Source organism: Thermomonas paludicola, assembly GCF_024498955.1.
Lineage (GTDB): Bacteria > Pseudomonadota > Gammaproteobacteria > Xanthomonadales > Xanthomonadaceae > Thermomonas > Thermomonas paludicola.
This window is the reverse complement of the sequence record NZ_CP093311.1, coordinates 2,374,210-2,390,479: the sequence shown is the minus strand read 5'-3', so window position 1 is coordinate 2,390,479 and position 16,270 is coordinate 2,374,210. Positions and strand designations below refer to the sequence as shown.

14 protein-coding genes and 3 pseudogenes are annotated in these 16,270 nt (G+C 68.3%); 12 read left to right on the top strand and 5 right to left on the bottom strand.

The window, feature by feature from the left end; translation table 11 throughout:
- The first annotated feature begins 35 nt into the window (after positions 1-35).
- The 6 genes and pseudogenes from LIW09_RS11205 (at position 36) to LIW09_RS11180 (ending at position 7,009) form a co-directional block, all read left to right on the top strand.
- Positions 36-1,298, top strand: a complete 1,263-nt coding sequence (locus tag LIW09_RS11205) for an OmpA family protein (RefSeq protein WP_256645700.1) — start codon at positions 36-38, stop codon at positions 1,296-1,298.
- Positions 1,299-1,718: 420 nt separating this feature from the next.
- Positions 1,719-1,934 carry an HP1242/YdcH family protein gene (locus tag LIW09_RS11200; protein WP_256645699.1) on the top strand — a complete coding sequence of 72 codons (216 nt, stop codon included), beginning with the start codon at positions 1,719-1,721 and terminating at the stop codon, positions 1,932-1,934.
- 313 nt (positions 1,935-2,247) lie between these two features.
- Positions 2,248-2,646 (top strand): annotated as a pseudogene (locus LIW09_RS11195) (CBS domain-containing protein); the annotation flags it as partial.
- Between the two features lie 31 nt (positions 2,647-2,677).
- Positions 2,678-3,490, top strand: a complete 813-nt coding sequence (locus tag LIW09_RS11190) for an ABC transporter permease (RefSeq protein ID WP_256645698.1) — start codon at positions 2,678-2,680, stop codon at positions 3,488-3,490.
- On the top strand, positions 3,480-4,802 hold the full coding sequence (locus tag LIW09_RS11185) for an ABC transporter ATP-binding protein (protein ID WP_256645697.1): 1,323 nt from the start codon (positions 3,480-3,482) through the stop codon (positions 4,800-4,802). Before LIW09_RS11190 ends, LIW09_RS11185 begins: the two co-directional genes overlap by 11 nt.
- Positions 4,799-7,009, top strand: coding sequence for a glycosyltransferase family 2 protein (locus LIW09_RS11180; RefSeq protein ID WP_256645696.1), 2,211 nt, complete (start codon positions 4,799-4,801; stop codon positions 7,007-7,009). Before LIW09_RS11185 ends, LIW09_RS11180 begins: the two co-directional genes overlap by 4 nt.
- Positions 7,010-7,023: 14 nt before the next feature.
- On the opposite strand, the gene LIW09_RS11175 is transcribed toward LIW09_RS11180, so the two are convergent.
- Entirely contained in the window at positions 7,024-7,965 is a 942-nt protein-coding gene (locus tag LIW09_RS11175) for an electron transfer flavoprotein subunit alpha/FixB family protein (RefSeq protein ID WP_256645695.1), read from the bottom strand.
- Complete coding sequence (locus LIW09_RS11170; RefSeq protein WP_256645694.1) at positions 7,965-8,711, bottom strand: electron transfer flavoprotein subunit beta/FixA family protein; 747 nt, start codon at positions 8,709-8,711, stop codon at positions 7,965-7,967. The genes LIW09_RS11175 and LIW09_RS11170 overlap by 1 nt, the downstream gene beginning before the upstream one ends.
- Positions 8,712-8,882: 171 nt before the next feature.
- On the opposite strand from LIW09_RS11170, the gene LIW09_RS11165 reads away from it, so the two are divergent.
- The 6 genes from LIW09_RS11165 to ygiD all read left to right on the top strand — a co-directional run bounded on the left by LIW09_RS11165 (position 8,883) and on the right by ygiD (position 14,231).
- Positions 8,883-9,614: a CoA transferase subunit A gene (locus tag LIW09_RS11165; protein ID WP_256645693.1), complete on the top strand. Its 732-nt coding sequence runs from the start codon at positions 8,883-8,885 to the stop codon at positions 9,612-9,614.
- Between the two features lie 135 nt (positions 9,615-9,749).
- Positions 9,750-10,376: a CoA transferase subunit B gene (locus LIW09_RS11160; protein ID WP_256645692.1), complete on the top strand. Its 627-nt coding sequence runs from the start codon at positions 9,750-9,752 to the stop codon at positions 10,374-10,376.
- A 64-nt stretch (positions 10,377-10,440) separates the two neighbouring features.
- Positions 10,441-11,259, top strand: a complete 819-nt coding sequence (locus tag LIW09_RS11155; protein ID WP_338064817.1) for a pseudouridine synthase — start codon at positions 10,441-10,443, stop codon at positions 11,257-11,259.
- A 100-nt stretch (positions 11,260-11,359) separates the two neighbouring features.
- Positions 11,360-12,214, top strand: a complete 855-nt coding sequence (locus LIW09_RS11150) for an NYN domain-containing protein (RefSeq protein ID WP_256645690.1) — start codon at positions 11,360-11,362, stop codon at positions 12,212-12,214.
- Positions 12,215-12,221: 7 nt separating this feature from the next.
- Positions 12,222-13,340: an NADH:flavin oxidoreductase/NADH oxidase gene (locus tag LIW09_RS11145; protein WP_256645689.1), complete on the top strand. Its 1,119-nt coding sequence runs from the start codon at positions 12,222-12,224 to the stop codon at positions 13,338-13,340.
- Positions 13,341-13,364: 24 nt separating this feature from the next.
- Positions 13,365-14,231: a 4,5-DOPA-extradiol-dioxygenase gene (gene ygiD, locus LIW09_RS11140; protein WP_256645688.1), complete on the top strand. Its 867-nt coding sequence runs from the start codon at positions 13,365-13,367 to the stop codon at positions 14,229-14,231.
- Here ygiD and LIW09_RS11135 read toward each other — a convergent pair.
- The 3 genes and pseudogenes from LIW09_RS11135 to purD form a co-directional block, all read right to left on the bottom strand.
- Positions 14,228-14,653 (bottom strand): annotated as a pseudogene (locus LIW09_RS11135) (type II toxin-antitoxin system death-on-curing family toxin). The gene ygiD and the pseudogene LIW09_RS11135 overlap by 4 nt on opposite strands.
- Before the next feature lie 6 nt (positions 14,654-14,659).
- Positions 14,660-14,883 (bottom strand): annotated as a pseudogene (locus LIW09_RS11130) (AbrB/MazE/SpoVT family DNA-binding domain-containing protein).
- Between the two features lie 90 nt (positions 14,884-14,973).
- A complete protein-coding gene (gene purD / locus LIW09_RS11125) occupies positions 14,974-16,260 on the bottom strand; it encodes a phosphoribosylamine--glycine ligase (protein WP_256645687.1) in 1,287 nt (428 codons plus the stop codon).
- Positions 16,261-16,270: the final 10 nt, after the last annotated feature.

Below are 16,270 nucleotides of genomic sequence, written 5' to 3'. Positions count from 1 at the left end.
ATGATCCCGACCCATTCGCTGAGCCGTGACCTCCCATGCGCCAAAGCTTCGCACACTTCCGTATCGCCCTGTATGCCCCTGCCCTCGGTTGCACGCTGCTGCTTGCGGGCTGCGCCAGCTTGCCGCCACCGACCGCCGAGCTGGCTGCTGCGCAGCAGGCGGTGACGCGCGCCGAGGCCGCCGATGCCGACCAGTACGCAGCGGAGGCCCTGAACGCGGCACGCAGTGCGCTGCAAAGTGCACAGGCAGCGATGGCGCGCGGTCGCAGTGACGAGGCCCGCGATGCCGCGCTGGCCGCCGCCGCTGCCGCCGACCTCGCCCGGGTGCGCAGCAGCGCCGAACGCACCCGTGCCGAATTCCTGCAGAAGCAGGCCGAAGTGGCCGACCTGCAGGCGCGGCTGCAGATGGAGCCGGGCACGAGCCTGGCCGACCCGCTGGATTTCCCGGCGCCGGCCGGCGCGCCGGAGCAGCGGTTGCTGGCGCTGGACGCCGATGCGCGGCTGAACCCGTTCGCGCAATACGAGCGCCTGCAGGCGCGGCAGGCGCTGGCCACGCTGGCCACGGTCAGCCGCCGCAACCTGCCGGCTGCCTTGGTGCAGGCCGAGCGTCGCGTCGGCATCGCCGAGCAGGCGGCCCGCATTGAAGCAGCACGGCGCGAACTGGATCGGCTGGATCGCGAGCGCAGCGAGCTGCTGGTCGAAGCCAGCCGCCGTGATGCCGATCGCGCCCGTGCCGAGGCCGAGCGCATGCGCATCCAGGCGCAACTGCAGGCCGAGGAGGCCGCGCGCCTGCGGGTGCAGGCCGAGCAAGCCGAAGCCGCGTTGGACGGTGCCCAAGTGGAGCAGCAGGGCAAGGTGGATGCGGCGCGTGAAAAGGAGGCGGCGCTGGCGCGCAAGGAGGCCGAACTGGTGGCCGGGGCGAAATTGCCGCCAGTGCGACGCGACGCGCGCGGTGATGTGTTCACCTTGAGCGGCGATGCCTTCGCCTCCGGGCAGGCGCAGCTGACCCGCGCCGCAGCAGACAGCCTCAAGGCGTTGGGCATTTATTTGAGCGCGCTGCCCGGCGGCGCGGTGCAGGTGCGGGCGCATACCGACAGCCAGGGCACGGCGGCGTCCAACCAGGCCTTGTCCGAGAAGCGCGCGCAGCAGGTGCGCGCCAGCCTGGTGGCTGCGGGTCTGGCGCGTTCACGCGTCGATGCGCAGGGCAAGGGAGCCAGCGAGCCGGTGGCCGACAACAAGACCGCTGCAGGCCGCGCCAAGAACCGCAGGGTCGACATATTCGTTCCGAATAACCCTTGAATAATCAATCATCTACGATAATCCTGCCGGTCTTGGCAATTGCCTGAATAGTTCATTCACGACACTTGCCAAGCCCTGCACGCAGGCGTAGGGTCGAATACCCAGATGGTTCCAATCACCACCACCATCTGGCCGGAGACCGGCCGATGCATGACCCGTTCGACAACCCGGAGAACGCCGCCGCAAGCCAGGATCGCGGCAGCGGCCGGTGGATGACGCATCCCGCCGCCGCATTCGTTGCAACATCCGTGACGCCCCGTGCCTTCGTGCCGGGGCGTTTTCGTTTCCGGGCCCGCCATTGTGCCGGCCCCGCGTGTTTCGCCGCCGGGCGGTGCCCGGCAGCGTCATTCCTGGCAGCTCGCGCTGCCATCCCCCCGCACCGCGCAGCGACGCGGCGCATCGTTCAGGCAGGAGGTTTTCATGTTCGAAAGACAGCCGCAGTCCGAAATCGAGGCACTGATGAAGGCGAACAGCGAATTCCGGCAGTTGCTGTACCGGCACCGCGAACTTGACCGGAAGGTGCTGGATGCCGAGCTTGGCGTATTGCCGGTGGCCGACAGCACGCTGGGCCAGATGAAACGTGAAAAACTCGCGGCCAAACAGCGACTTCTGCAGATGTACGAACGCGCCAACTGAGTGCGCGTGGGCGACGCCGGCGTCTTCGCCTGCCGTCGTCGCCCGCCTCCTGGCGAGACGTTTCCGGAGGCGCGCTGGCCCGTGTCGATGCTACGCTGCATCGGGACTGTGGACGGGCGTGGCGATGAGTGACATGGGCGAGACGTGGCCGGTGCAGCGCAAGATGGCGCTGGTGCTGGAGATTCTTCAGGGTGCAACCACGGTGGCCGAGGCCGGCGCCCGGTGGCAGCTGCCGGAAGCGCTGCTCGACGCATGGGTGGACGCCGGCAGGCGCGGGCTGGAAAGCGCCCTGCACCACACCGCGGAGCCCGCCCGGCGGCAGTTTGGCGATCTTCGTGACCTGATCCTGCGCCCGTTCGCCGCGAATGACACGGTGACCGTGGCCCCCGACGACCTGCTGAGCACCGCTTGGCAGCGCCTGCGCGCGCATGACGTATCGCAGCTGCCGGTGCTGGAGGGCGAGCGGATCGTCGGCATGCTGGATGAGTCCGACGTGCTGCTGCACGTGTACGGCGATGAAGCGCGCTTTGCCGACCCGGTCGCCACTGCGATGGTCAGCCGTCTCGACAAGGTCGATGTGCATGCTGCCATCGAGGCGCTGCTGCCGGTGTTCGATCGCGGTCATGTCGCCATCGTGATGGACGGCGAGTGCTTCCTGGGCCTGGTCACCCGCATCGACTTGCTCAATTACCTGCGCCAGCGCGTGCAGTGACGTCGCCAGGCCGGGCCGGCAAGGATCAATGATGCGTGCGTCGCGAACCAGCGCCGGGCCGATTCCGGCCACGCGCCAGCACCTGTGGCTGGCGTGGGAGCTTGCCAAGCGCGATCTGCTGGATCGTTACCGGGGCGCAGCGCTGGGCCTGCTGTGGGCGCTGGTGACGCCGCTGCTGATGCTGGGCGTGTACATGCTTGCCTTCGGCCACCTGCTCAAGGCGCGCTGGCCGGGCGTGGACAACTGGCACGATTTTGCCCTGGTGCTGTTTGCGGGCCTGGCCGTGCATGGCCTGTTTGCCGAATGCCTGACCCGAGCCCCGACGCTGGTCGTCTCGCGTGCCAGCTACGCCACGCGCATGGTGTTTCCGTTGGACATCCTGCCGTGGCCGGCGCTGGCCGGCGCGCTGTTCCAGTTCTGCATGAACCTGCTGGTGTTGCTGGGCGCCATGCTGATCTGGCGTGGCCCGCCGCCGCTCAGTGCGCTGTCGCTGCCGCTGGTGCTGCTGCCGTTCCTGCCGTTCCTGCTGGGCCTGCTGTGGGCGCTGGGCGCGCTGGGCGTGTACCTGCGCGACATCGGCCAACTGACCGCGCCGGTAACCACCGCCATGCTGTTCCTGTCGTCGGCGCTGGTACCGTTGGCATCGCTGCCGGCGCGCTATCGCTGGCTGTTCGAGCTCAATCCACTCACGACGATCATCGAGCAGCTGCGCCGCGTGCTGTTCTTCGGGCTGTGGCCGGACTGGCCGCTGCTTGCGCTGTATTCCGCCGTGGCGCTGCTGTTCTGCGCGCTGGGGCATGCGCTGTTCCACCGGCTGAGCCCGGGGTTTGCCGATGTGCTCTGAGCGGGTCGTCCAGGCGCGCGGACTGGGCAAGCGCTACGCGATGTACGCCCGTCCCTGGCATCGGTTGCTGGAGCTGCTTGGGCTGGCGCGCCAGCAGCAGGCATTCTGGGCGCTGCGCGACTTGGAGCTGGACGTGTGTCGCGGCGAAACCCTGGGCATCATCGGCCGCAACGGTTCGGGCAAATCGACCCTGCTGCAGCTGATCGCCGGCACGCTTCGGCCCAGCGAGGGCGAGGTGCGCGTGCACGGGCGGGTGGCCGCGCTGCTGGAGCTGGGCAGCGGATTCAACCCGGAGTTCACCGGATTGGAGAACGTGTATCTCAACGCCGCGCTGCACGGGCTGGCCCGCGCGGACGTGGATGCCAGGCTGGAGGCGATCCTGGCATTTGCCGACATCGGCGAGTTCATCCGCCAGCCGGTGCGCAGCTATTCCAGCGGCATGGCGCTCCGGCTGGCGTTTTCGGTGATGGCGCATGTGGACGCCGATCTCCTGATCATCGATGAGGCACTGGCGGTGGGGGACGCGTACTTCACCCAGAAATGCATGCGCTTCCTGCGCGAGTTCCAGCAGCGCGGCACGCTGTTGTTCGTCAGCCACGACACCGGTGCGGTGAATGCGCTGTGCGACCGTGCGATCTGGCTGGATCGCGGGCGCCTGCGGCTGGCGGGCGGCGCGCGCGAAGTCAGCGACGCCTACCTGGAGTCGCTGGTCGCCGACCGCGAGGGCATGGAGGCGCCGCGCAGGACGCGCGCGACCGGAGCGAAGCAGGCGATCGCGCGTGACGTTCGCGAGGACCTGCTGCTGCGCAGCGCGCTGCGCAACGACATCCACGTCCCGGTCTTCGATCCGGCGCGGGATGCCGGCTTCGGGGAAGGAACGGCGCGGCTGGTGGATGTCGCCCTGCTCGATGCGCAGGGGCGGCGATTGCCCTGCGTGGTGGGCGGCGAGGCGGTCACGCTGGAGATCGTCGCCGAAGCCAGCGCGGCCTTCGGTTCGCCGATCATCGGGTTTTATTTGAAGGATCGGACCGGGCAACTGCTGTTCGGCGACAACACGTTCCTGGCGATGCGTGAGGTGTCGTTGCAGCTTGACGCGGGCGAACGTTATCGCGCCAGGTTCGAGTTCCAGATGCCGCGCCTGCAGGCCGGCGAGTATTTCGTTGCAATCGGCCTGTCGCGCGGTACCCAGGAGCAACACGTGGTGCAGCATTGGTCGCACGAGGCGCTGGCGATTCATGCGGATGGGCAGGGATTGCCGGTGGGCATCATCGGCTTGCCGATGACGCGGATCGACATGGATGTGTTGTCGTGAACGGGACGGCATCGCGGGCCCTGCCGCTTGAAATCGCGGTCGGTGAGGGTGGCCATGCGCATGCGGGCGGCTGGCATCTGCTGGACCTGCAGCTGGATGCCGCCGGCACCGTGGCCGGACGGCTGTACTTGCTGGTGGATTACGCCGCAGCGTCGCCTGACGGCGATGAATGCGTGGTGTTGCCCCTGCCGGATGCCAGCGGCCGGGTGCGTGCGCTGGTGCGTTTGCATACCGATGCCTGTCGCTTGCGGCTGGTGTCGATGCAGCGCTTCGCAGCGGTGCTGGCAGCGCGCATCGAGCTGCGCCGGAAAGGCAAGGTCGCGGCGCTCGCGCTGATGGTGCGCCATGCCTCGCAGCTGGGGCGGGCGCGTACTGGCTGGCGCCTGCTGCGGCGCTGCCTGGCGGAAATGCTGCGTGCGGGACCGCGCGCCGCCGGCGACCTGACCTATGCCACCTATGCCGGGTTGTGCGCCGGCAGCAAGGGCGATTATCGCGAGTGGGTGGAGCGCTACGATGCCACCCCGGGACCGGGCAATGCACGGCTGCGCGCGCGCGTGCAGCAGCTGGCGGCGACCCCGCTGGTGTCGATCCTGTTGCCGGTGTACGCGCCGCCGGAGCGTTGGCTGCGCGCCTGCCTGGACAGCGTGCTGGCGCAGGCGTATCCACATTGGGAGCTGTGCATCGCCGATGACGGCTCGCCCGCGCCGCATGTGCGCCGCGTCATCGAAGGGTACATGCGCCGGGATGCGCGCATCCGGGTTGTCTGGCGGCCGCACAACGGGCATATCTGCCATGCATCCAACAGCGCGCTGGCGCTGGCTCGCGGCGACTGGGTCGCGTTGCTGGATCATGACGATGCACTGGCGCCGCACGCCCTGCTGGAGATGGTCGAGGCCGCCAACGCGCATCCGCGCTGGCGGATGCTGTATTCGGATGAAGACAAGATCGACGAAGCCGGCAACCGCTTCGACCCCTATTTCAAGCCGGACTTCAATTACGCCCTGCTGCTGGGGCAGAACTGCATCAGCCACTTTGGCATGTATGCGGCCGACCTGGTGCGTGCGATCGGCGGGTTCCAGCCGGGACTGGAAGGCAGCCAGGATTGGGATCTGGCGCTGCGCTGCGTGGAGCAACTGCAGCCAGACCAGATCGGCCATGTGCCACGGGTGCTGTATCACTGGCGTGCGATCCCCGGCTCCACCGCGCGCTCGCACGCCGACAAGGCGTATGCATCGGATGCTGCGCTGCGCGCCGTGCAGGCGCATCTGGACAGGACCGGGCAGCCGGCGCGGGCCGGCATCGCCGAGCCGGGCAGGATCCGCGTGCACCGCGAACTGCCGCAGCCGGTGCCGGCGGTATCGCTGATCGTGCCCACGCGCGATCGCGTCGATTTGCTGCGAACCTGCCTGCGCGGCCTGCTGGAGCGCACCGAGTATCCCGCGCTGGAAGTGCTGGTGGTGGACAACCAGTCCACCGATCCGCAGGCGCTGGCCTATCTGGACGCGATTGCAGGCGATCCGCGGGTGCGCGTGCTGCGCTTCGATGCGCCGTTCAACTACTCGGCGATCAACAATGTCGCGGCGCGCCACGCCAGTGGCCAGGTGCTGGGGCTGATCAACAACGACATCGAGGTGATCGAGCCGGGTTGGCTGCGCGAAATGGTGGCTGAAGCCGTGGTGCCGACGGTTGGCGCCGTTGGCGCGTTGCTGCTGTATCCGGACGGTCGCCTGCAGCATGCCGGGGTGCTGCTGGGCCTGAACGGCGTGGCGGGGCACCCCCATGCAGGCAGGTCGCGGCAGACGCCGGGCCAAATGGGCCGGTTGCGGCTGGTGCAGGAGCTGTCGGCCGTCACCGGCGCGTGCCTGTTGCTGCGACGGCAGGTGTTCGAGGTGGTCGGTGGCCTGGACGAGGCCCTGCCGGTGGCGTTCAACGACGTGGACCTGTGCCTGCGCATCCGCGCGGCCGGCTATCGCAACCTGTGGACCCCGCATGCCGCGCTGGTCCACGCCGAATCCGCCACGCGCGGGCATGACGGAACGCCGGAAAAACGCGCCCGGCTGGCGCGCGATGCGGCGTTCATGCAGGCGCGCTGGGGCGCCGTGTTGCAGTCCGATCCCGCCTACAACCCCAACCTGGACCTGCAGGGCAACGGATTCGAGCTGGCGTTTCCGCCACGGGCTCCGGGCGCGGCCGTCCAGCCGGGCTGAACGGCCCGCAGGGCTCAGCCCAGCGCCGCTTCCAGCTCGGGCAGGATCTGGAACAGGTCGCCTACCAGTCCAATGTCGGCGATCTCGAAGATCGGCGCGTCGCCGTCCTTGTTGATGGCGACGATGGTGCCGGCATCCTTGATGCCGGTCAGGTGCTGGATGGCGCCGGAAATGCCGACGGCCACGTACAGCTCCGGCGCGATGATCTTGCCGGTCTGGCCCACTTGCAGGTCGCTGGGCACATAGCCGGCATCCACTGCGGCGCGGGAAGCGCCGACGCCGGCGCCCAGCTTGTCGGCCAACGCATAGATGATCTTGAAGTTCTCTTCCGACCCCACGCCACGGCCGCCCGATACCACGCGCCTGGCGCTCTGCAGGTCGGGCCGGTCGGACTTGCCTGCGGCCAGCCCGACGAAGCGGGTGTGCGTCGGCAGCGCGGCCTCGACGCTGGCGGCTGCGATGGCAGCGCTGCCGCCCTTGGGCGCTTCCGGCCAGGACGCGGTGCGCACGGTGGCCACCACCATGGCATCGGCCGGCGTGTCCACCGTGATGATCGCGTTGCCGGCGTAGATCGGGCGCTTGAAGGCATGCGCGCCGTCCACGGCCATCAGGTCGGAGACCTGGTTGACGCCCAGCAGCGCGGCCACGCACGGCATCAGGTCCTTGCCGAAGGTGGTGGAAGGGCCAAGCACGTGGGTGTAGCCCTTGGCCAATGCGGCCAACTGCGGGGCCTGCACCTGCGCGATCGCATTGGCATTGGCGGCGTTGGCAACGGTCAGGACGTTGCCGACCCCCGCAATCTGCGCGGCTTCGGCGGCGATGGCGGCCGGCTCGCTGGCCAATACCGCGATGTCGATGGACGCCGGCTGCAATGCCTGCGCGGCGGAAACGCACTTGGCGGTGGCGGCATTGAGCTTGCCGTTCAGATGCTCGGCGACGATCAGGACCTTGGCCATCACAGCAACCCCTTCTGCTTGAGCGCGGCAACCAGTTCGGCCGCATCTTTCACCATCACCCCGCGGCTGCGCTTGGCAGGCGGCGCGTAATGGACGGTCTTGAACGAATCGTTCACGTCCACGCCAAGATCGGCAAAGGCGATCGTTTCCATCGGCTTGCCCTTGGCCTTCATGATGTCCGGCAGCTTGATGAAGCGCGGTTCGTTCAAGCGCAGGTCGGTGGTGACTACCGCCGGCAGGTCCACTTCCAGCGTCTCCAGGCCGGCATCGACCTCGCGCACCACCGTGGCCTTGCCGTCTGCCACGGTCAGTTTGCTGGCGAAGGTGGCCTGCGGTCGGTCCCACAGCGTGGCCAGCATCTGCCCGGTCTGGTTGGCGTCGTCGTCGATGGCTTGCTTGCCCAGCAGCACCAGGTCGGGCTGCTCTTTCTCGATCAGCTTGAGCAGGGTGCGAGCGGCCGTCAGCGGCTGGATCGGCGCATCGCACACGACGTGGATGGCGCGGTTGGCGCCCATTGCCAGGCCATTGCGCAGATGCGCCTGGGCGTCGGCCGGTGCAATGGTGGCCACCACGACTTCGGTGGCGACACCCGCGTCGCGCAGGCGCAGCGCTTCTTCCAGCGCGATGTCGTCGAATGGGTTGGGCGACAGCTTGACGCCATCGGTGACCACGCCGGAACCGTCCGGCTTGACCTGGATGCGGACGTTGTAGTCCACCACGCGCTTGTAGCCGACGAGGATTTTCATCGTGCGGGAGTCCTTGGGAATGCAAAAAAGTGACCGTTGCCGGTCCAGCCGTACATTTTAACGGACGTTCGCGGCGCCTGCCTGCGCGGGCCGCGATTGCCCGAAAGTACGCTGGGCGTTGTCGCACGAACCGCTAGAATGACTGCTCTACCTGGTATCGGAGACGCGCCCGTGGCATCTGCCAAGAGCAAATCTGCTTCAAGCAAGCAGTTCCCAAGTGCCGCCGCCGCGCTGGATGGGCTGGTGGCGGACGGCCAGACCCTTGCGGTCGGTGGCTTCGGCCTGTGCGGCATCCCCGAGGCGCTGATCGCCGCATTGCGCGACTCTGGCGTGAAGGGGTTGACCGTGATTTCCAACAATGCCGGCGTGGATGGTTTCGGCCTCGGCCAGCTGTTGGGCACGCGGCAGATCAGGAAGATGATTTCGTCCTACGTGGGCGAGAACAAGGAATTCGAACGCCAGTTCCTGGCCGGAGAGCTGGAGCTGGAATTCAATCCGCAAGGCACCCTGGCCGAGCGCCTGCGCGCCGGTGGCGCGGGCATTCCCGCATTCTTCACCGCCACCGGCTACGGCACCGTGGTGGCCGAAGGCAAGGAAACGCGCGAATTCGATGGCCGCATGTACGTGATGGAAACCGCGCTGAAGGCCGACGTGTCGCTGGTCAAGGCGTGGAAGGCCGACGCCGCCGGCAACCTGGTGTTCCGCAAGACCGCGCGCAATTTCAACCCGGCCTGCGCGATGGCCGGCAAGGTGTGCGTGGTGGAAGTCGAGGAACTGGTGGAAATCGGCGAGATCGAGCCCGACCACGTGCACCTGCCCGGCATCTACGTGCAGCGCATCGTGGTGAACCCGACGCCCGAGAAGCGCATCGAACAGCGCACCATCCGCCAGCCGGAAGGGTGAGTCCAGCGCGCTTGCGAGCCACTGGCTCGCGCGCTGGCGAACGCCCGGCCATGGATGGCCGGGCCGGTATGCGGAACATCATTGTCGTATCGCCATGGACGGCTGCGACTCACTAGAGCGAAGGGAGAAAATCAGATGGCCTGGACCCGCGAACAGATGGCGCAGCGCGCCGCCCGCGAACTCACCGACGGCGCCTACGTCAACCTCGGCATCGGCCTGCCCACGCTGGTGGCCAACTACATCCCGGACGGGATGAACGTGTGGCTGCAGAGCGAGAACGGCCTGCTCGGCATCGGCCCGTTCCCGACCGAAGCCGAGCTCGACGCCGACCTGATCAATGCCGGCAAGCAGACCGTGACCACGGTGCCGGGTGCCAGTTTCTTTGGCAGCCACGATTCCTTCGCGATGATCCGCGGCGGCCACATCAACCTGGCGATCCTCGGCGCGATGGAAGTCACCGACAAGGGCGACCTGGCCAACTGGATGGTGCCCGGCAAGATGGTCAAGGGCATGGGCGGCGCGATGGACCTGGTGGCCGGCGTGCAGCGCGTGGTGGTGCTGATGGAGCACGTCACCAAGGCCGGGACATCGAAGATCCTGCCCAAGTGCACCCTGCCGCTGACCGGCGTGGGCGTGGTCGACCGCATCATCACCGAGCTGGGCGTGTTCGACGTGTCCCCGGCCGGGCTGACGCTGGTGGAGCTTGCGGAGGGCGTGAGCCGCGAGGAAGCCGCTGCGAAAACAGGCGTGCCGCTGCACTGAGGCGTACCCAGTTCACGCATTGCACGCTAGCCGCCTGCAGCTTCCGCCTGGCCCTTGGGGCAGCGTGCTGGATGGGCTCTGCGCCCGTTTTCCGCAGATTGCGCGCGAGCGCTGGCTGGATCGCTTCGCGCGTGGCCTGGTGCAGGATGCCAACGGCGTTGCGCTGGACGTTGCGGCGCTTTATCGGGTGGGCATGGAGGTGCGTTACTTCCGCGAGGTGCCCGATGAGCCGTGCATTCCGTTCGACGCGCAGATCGTGTTCGCGGATGCCAACCTGGTGGTGGCCGACAAGCCGCACTTCCTGCCGGTGATGCCGGCCGGGCGCTTCGTGCGCGAGACGCTGTTGGCGCGGCTGCAGGCGCAGTTGGGCAATGCCGACCTGGTGCCGCTGCACCGCATCGACCGCGAGACCGCCGGGCTGGTGTTGTTTTCCGCAAACGCCAACACGCGATCGATCTACCAGGCCTTGTTCCAGCAGCGCGCGATTGAAAAACGGTACGAGGCCATCGCGCCGCCGTTGCCGGCGCTGCCGATGCCGCATCTGCGCAGTTCGCACCTGCGCGCGGGCGAGCCGTTTTTCCGCATGTGCGAAGCGCAGGCTGCGCCGAATGCTCGGACACGGATCGACGTGATCGAGCGTGGCGCGCATGCGTGGCGCTACGCCCTGCAGCCGATCACCGGCCGCAAGCATCAGCTGCGGGTGCATATGGCGGCGCTGGGCGCGCCCATCGCCAATGACAGCCTGTATCCCCAGTTGCGCCCACGCGCGGTTGAGGATCTCGGCCAGCCCCTGCAACTGCTCGCCAAGGCGCTGCGTTTCAGCGACCCGATTGACGGCACTGTGCGATGGTTCGAGAGTAGGCAGGTGCTATCGCTTGCGTAGGCGCGGGCCGCCGGCAACGGGGCGCCAGATTGCACGGGGGCAGCGCCGCGGGCGGCAACGGCCTGCAAGGGATGAAACGTGATGGCATGAGGACTGTTCGATGAAAGCTCGCACCCACGTGGCGCACGACGACGGCCAGCGCCGGCTGGCGGTGCTGATCGATGCCGACAACGCGCAGGCCTCGGTGATCGAAGGCCTGCTGGCGGAGGTGGCCAAGTACGGGCTGGCCAGCGTCAAGCGCATCTACGGCGATTTCACCACCCAGCAGCAGGGGCAATGGAAGAAGGTGCTGCTCAAGCATTCGATCAGCCCGGTGCAGCAGTTCGCCTACACCAGCGGCAAGAACGCCACCGACAGTGCGCTGATCATCGACGCGATGGACCTGATGTACACCGGTCGCTTCGACGGCATGTGCCTGGTCTCCAGCGACAGCGATTTCACCCGGCTGGCGCAGCGCCTGCGCGAGGAAGGGCTGACCGTGTACGGCTTCGGCGAACACAAGACGCCGGACCCGTTCGTGCAGGCCTGTGACAAGTTCATCTACACCGAAGTGCTGCGCGCCGAGGCGCCGGAGCCGCCCGTGCCGGTCAAGTCCGCGCGTGCAACAGCGGCAAAGACAGCCAAGCCCAGGCCGGCGCCCACGCCTACGTCAACGTCAACGTCAACGTCAACGCCGGAGGCCGCGCCGGTTGCGAAGCCTTCCGGGCCATTGCCGCTGCCTTTGAAGTTGCTGCAGCAGGCGATTGAAGAGGCATCGGACGAGGAGGGGTGGGCGCATCTTGGCACCATGGGTGCCTACCTCAACAAGATCAAACCCAATTTCGACCCGCGCCTGTACGGGCAGAAGAAGCTCAGCGATTTGCTGCGCAAGCACCCGCGGCATTTCTCGGTAATCGAACGCGAAACGCAGCCGGCCGGTGGCAAGGTGCTGTTCGTCAAGGCGCTGGACGGGTGAGCCGCGCATGAGCGCGTTGTTTTCACCGCTTGCGATCGGGCCGTTGCAGTTGTGCAACCGCATCGTGATTGCACCAATGTGCCAGTACGCCTGTACAGATGGATTGGCCAACGATTGGCATGTGCAGCACTGGGGCGCGCTGTCCCAGTCGGGTGCGGCGCTGCTGTTGACCGAAGCAACGGCGGTGGTGCCCGAAGGTCGCATCAGCTGGGCCGATCTGGGGCTGTACGACGATGCCTGCGAAGCCGCGTTCGCGCAGGCGCTGGCCAGCGTGCGGCGCTGGTCGCCGATGCCGGTGGGCGTGCAGCTGGCGCACGCCGGCCGCAAGGCCTCCACCCATCGCCCGTGGGAGCACGGCGGCGGCGCCATCGCGCCGGAGGCGGCGCATGGCTGGCGGACGGTCGCACCGTCCGCGCTGGCGTACGCGGACAGCGATCCCGTGCCGGCGGCGCTGGACACGGCCGGCATCGCCCGCGTGGTGCAGGCGTTCGCCGACGCCGCGCGCCGCGCCGCCCGGCTTGGACTGGACGCGATCGAGCTTCATGCCGCCCACGGCTACCTGCTGCACCAGTTCCTGTCGCCGCTCAGCAACCATCGCGAGGATGCCTATGGCGGCGCGCTGGAATCGCGCATGCGGCTGCTGCTTGAAGTCTTCGACGCCGTGCGCGCCGCGGTGCCGGCAACGATGGCGGTGGGCGTGCGCATCTCCGCCACCGACTGGGTGGACGGCGGCTGGGATCTTGCCCAGAGCATTGCACTGGCGCGCGCGCTGGACGTCCGCGGTTGCCACTACATCCACGTGTCCAGTGGTGGCCTGCACCCGGCCCAGCGCATCGTGGCCGGGTCGGGCTACCAGCTGCCGTTCGCCGAGGCGATCCGCCGCGAAGTGGACAGGCCGGTGGTCGGCGTCGGCCTGATCACCACCCCGGAGCAGGCCGAGGCCGCATTGGAGCGCGGGCAGGCCGATGCGATCGCGCTGGCCCGCGCGCTGCTCTACGATCTGCGTTGGCCGTGGCACGCCGCCGCTGCGCTCGGCGCGACCGTTGCCACCTCGCCGCGCTTCCTGCGCGCGGTGCCGCACGGCCTGCCGCCGCTGCTGGTGCCCGCCACCGGCACGGCCGACTGATTCCCCGGACCCGGAGGTCCCGCCATGCTCACGCCGCCGCTGATGCCCGCCGCCTTCCTCGGCCACGGCAGCCCCATGAACGCACTGGAGCGCAACCGCTTTACCGAGGCATGGCGCGCGTTCGGCGCGGCGGTGCCGCGGCCGCGCGCGATCCTGGCGATCTCCGCGCACTGGCATGTGGATGCGCTGGCGGTGACCGCGATGCCCGGCCCGCGCACCATCCACGACTTCTACGGCTTCCCGCAGGCGCTGTTCGACGTGCAATATCCGGCGCCCGGACTGCCGGCGCTGGCCGAGGAAATCGCCGACGTGGTGTCGCCGGACTATGTGGTCGGCGCCGATCGCGAGGCCTGGGGCATCGACCACGGCACCTGGTCGGTGCTGGTGCATGCCTTCCCCGAGGCGGACGTCCCGGTCGTGCAGCTGTCGCTGGATGCGCGCAAGCCGCTGGACTGGCACCTGGCGCTGGGCGCGAAGCTGGCGGCGCTGCGCGCGCACGGCGTGCTGATCGTGGGCAGCGGCAACGTGGTGCACAACCTGCGCGCGATCGACTGGCAGCAGCCGGATGCCGGCTTCGACTGGGCGCAGCGCTTCGATGAGGACGCGCGCACGCTGATGGCGGAGCGCCCGCACGACATCGCCACGCTGGCGTCGCATCCGGATTACCGCATGGCGGTGCCCACCGACGAGCACTTCCTGCCGCTGCTCTACCTCGCGGGCCTGTCGGCCGTGGCAGGGCGTTCCGCCGAGGTGCTGGTGGACGGCTACAGCTACGGCTCGCTGTCGATGACCGCGTTCGCGCTGGGGGCGGACTGCCCGCAACGGGCCGGCGATGCCGGCGGTGCCGCGCCGCTGCAGACCACCGTTGCGCCGGAAAATGCCAACGTCTAGCGATAGCGCCGCTTCGGCTCATGCACCGCGTCGCGCGGGCGCAGCTGCAGGTGCGGGCGCGGACGCAGCCAGTCGGCGAATTCGGCTTCGGTTTGCGAGCCCCTGCCAGCGACGGCATCTGCGCATACATCTCGTCGAGGCCTGCTTCGAGGTGCGCGTCATTGAGTGCCAGGAACACGTAGTAGCACACGTGCGCGGTGCGCTTGTTGCCATCGACGAAGGGGGGTGTTCGCAAGTCCGTAGGCCAGGCTTGCCGCGAGCGCCGCCAGATCCGGCGGTGGATCGCCACAGGCGAACAGTTGCCGCGGGCGTGCCAATGCCGACTGCAGCAACGATTCGTCGCGCACGCCGGTACCGCCGTGCTCTGACAGTTGGCGCTCGTGGATGGCCGACGCCAGCTCGCGCGTGATCCAGATGATCACGGCGGCTTACTGCGCCAGCTTGCGCGGCAGCTCGCGGTGCCCGCGCATGATCTTTTCCGCCACGTCCATCTGCGCGGCGAATTCCGGGTCGTAGGTGGTCAGGCAGATGCCGTCCGGCGTTTCCAGCGCGCACAGCTCGTCGCCCTTGTCCAGCCGCAGGTGCGCCAGCGGCTCTTTCGGCAGGAGTTGACGCCAGCGGAGTTGCCGATGGCGGTGATCTTGAGCTTCATGGCGCGCAGGTTCGTGGCGAAAGTCATAACGGATGTTGCAACCGTGTGCCGATGGTTGCAACGACGCCGGCCGTGCGCCGCGCGAGTGGATCAACCCTGTTCCCGCTGGATCGCGCGCCAGCCGATGTCATTGCGATGGAATTCGTGGGCCCACGCAATCGCATCAACCCCGGCATAGGCGCTTCGCTGCGCGTCGGCCACCGACGCCCCCAGCGCGGTCACGCACAGCACGCGACCGCCGGCGCTGACCACGTTGCCGCTGGCATCCAGCGCCGTGCCGGCATGAAACACCTTGGCGCTGGCGGGCACGGCATCAAGGCCGCAAATCACCTCGCCGCTGACCGGCGTTTCCGGATATGGGCGGGAAGCCATCACCACGCCCAGCGACGGACGCGGATCCCATTGCGCTTCAATGCCATCGAGCCTGCCGTCGATGGCGGCCTCCACCAGATCGACAAGATCCGACTGCAGGCGCAGCAGCACCGGCTGGGTCTCGGGATCGCCGAAGCGGACGTTGAACTCGATCACCTTGGGCGCGCCGCTGGCGTCGATCATCAGCCCGGCATAGAGGAAGCCGGTGAACGGGATGCCATCCTCCAGCATGCCCTGCACGGTCGGGTTCACCACCTCGCGCATCACCCGCGCATGCACCTCGGGCGTCACCACCGGCGCGGGCGAGTACGCGCCCATGCCGCCGGTGTTGGGGCCGGTGTCGCCATCGCCCACGCGCTTGTGGTCCTGCGACGTCGCCATCGGCAGCGCGGTATGGCCATCCACCATCGAGATGAAACTCGCTTCCTCGCCGTCGAGGAACTCCTCGATCACCACGCGCGCGCCGGCGTCGCCGAAGGCATTGCCCGACAGCATGTCGCGCACCGCGGCCTCGGCCTCGGCCAGCGTCATCGCCACGATCACGCCCTTGCCGGCGGCCAGGCCATCGGCCTTGATGACGATGGGCGCGCCCTTGGCACGCACGTAGGCCAGCGCGGCATCGACCTCGGCGTGCACTTCGTAGAACGCGGTGGGGATGCCGTGGCGGGCGAGGAAGTCCTTGGCGAAAGCCTTGCTGCCCTCCAGCTGCGCGGCAGCGGCGGTGGGCCCGAAAATGCGCAGGGATGCGGCGCGGAAGCGATCCACCACGCCCGCGACCAGCGGCACTTCCGGCCCGACCACGGTCAGCGCCACGGCTTCGTCCTGCGCCAGCGCCAGCAACCCGTCGAGGTCGGTCACCTTGATCGCGACGTTGCGGCACTTCGCCTCGGTCGCGGTGCCGGCATTGCCCGGCGCGACGATGACTTCGGCGACGCGCGCGGACTGCGCCAGCTTCCACGCCAGCGCGTGCTCACGACCGCCTGCACCGATGACGAGAACTTTCATCTTGAACCCC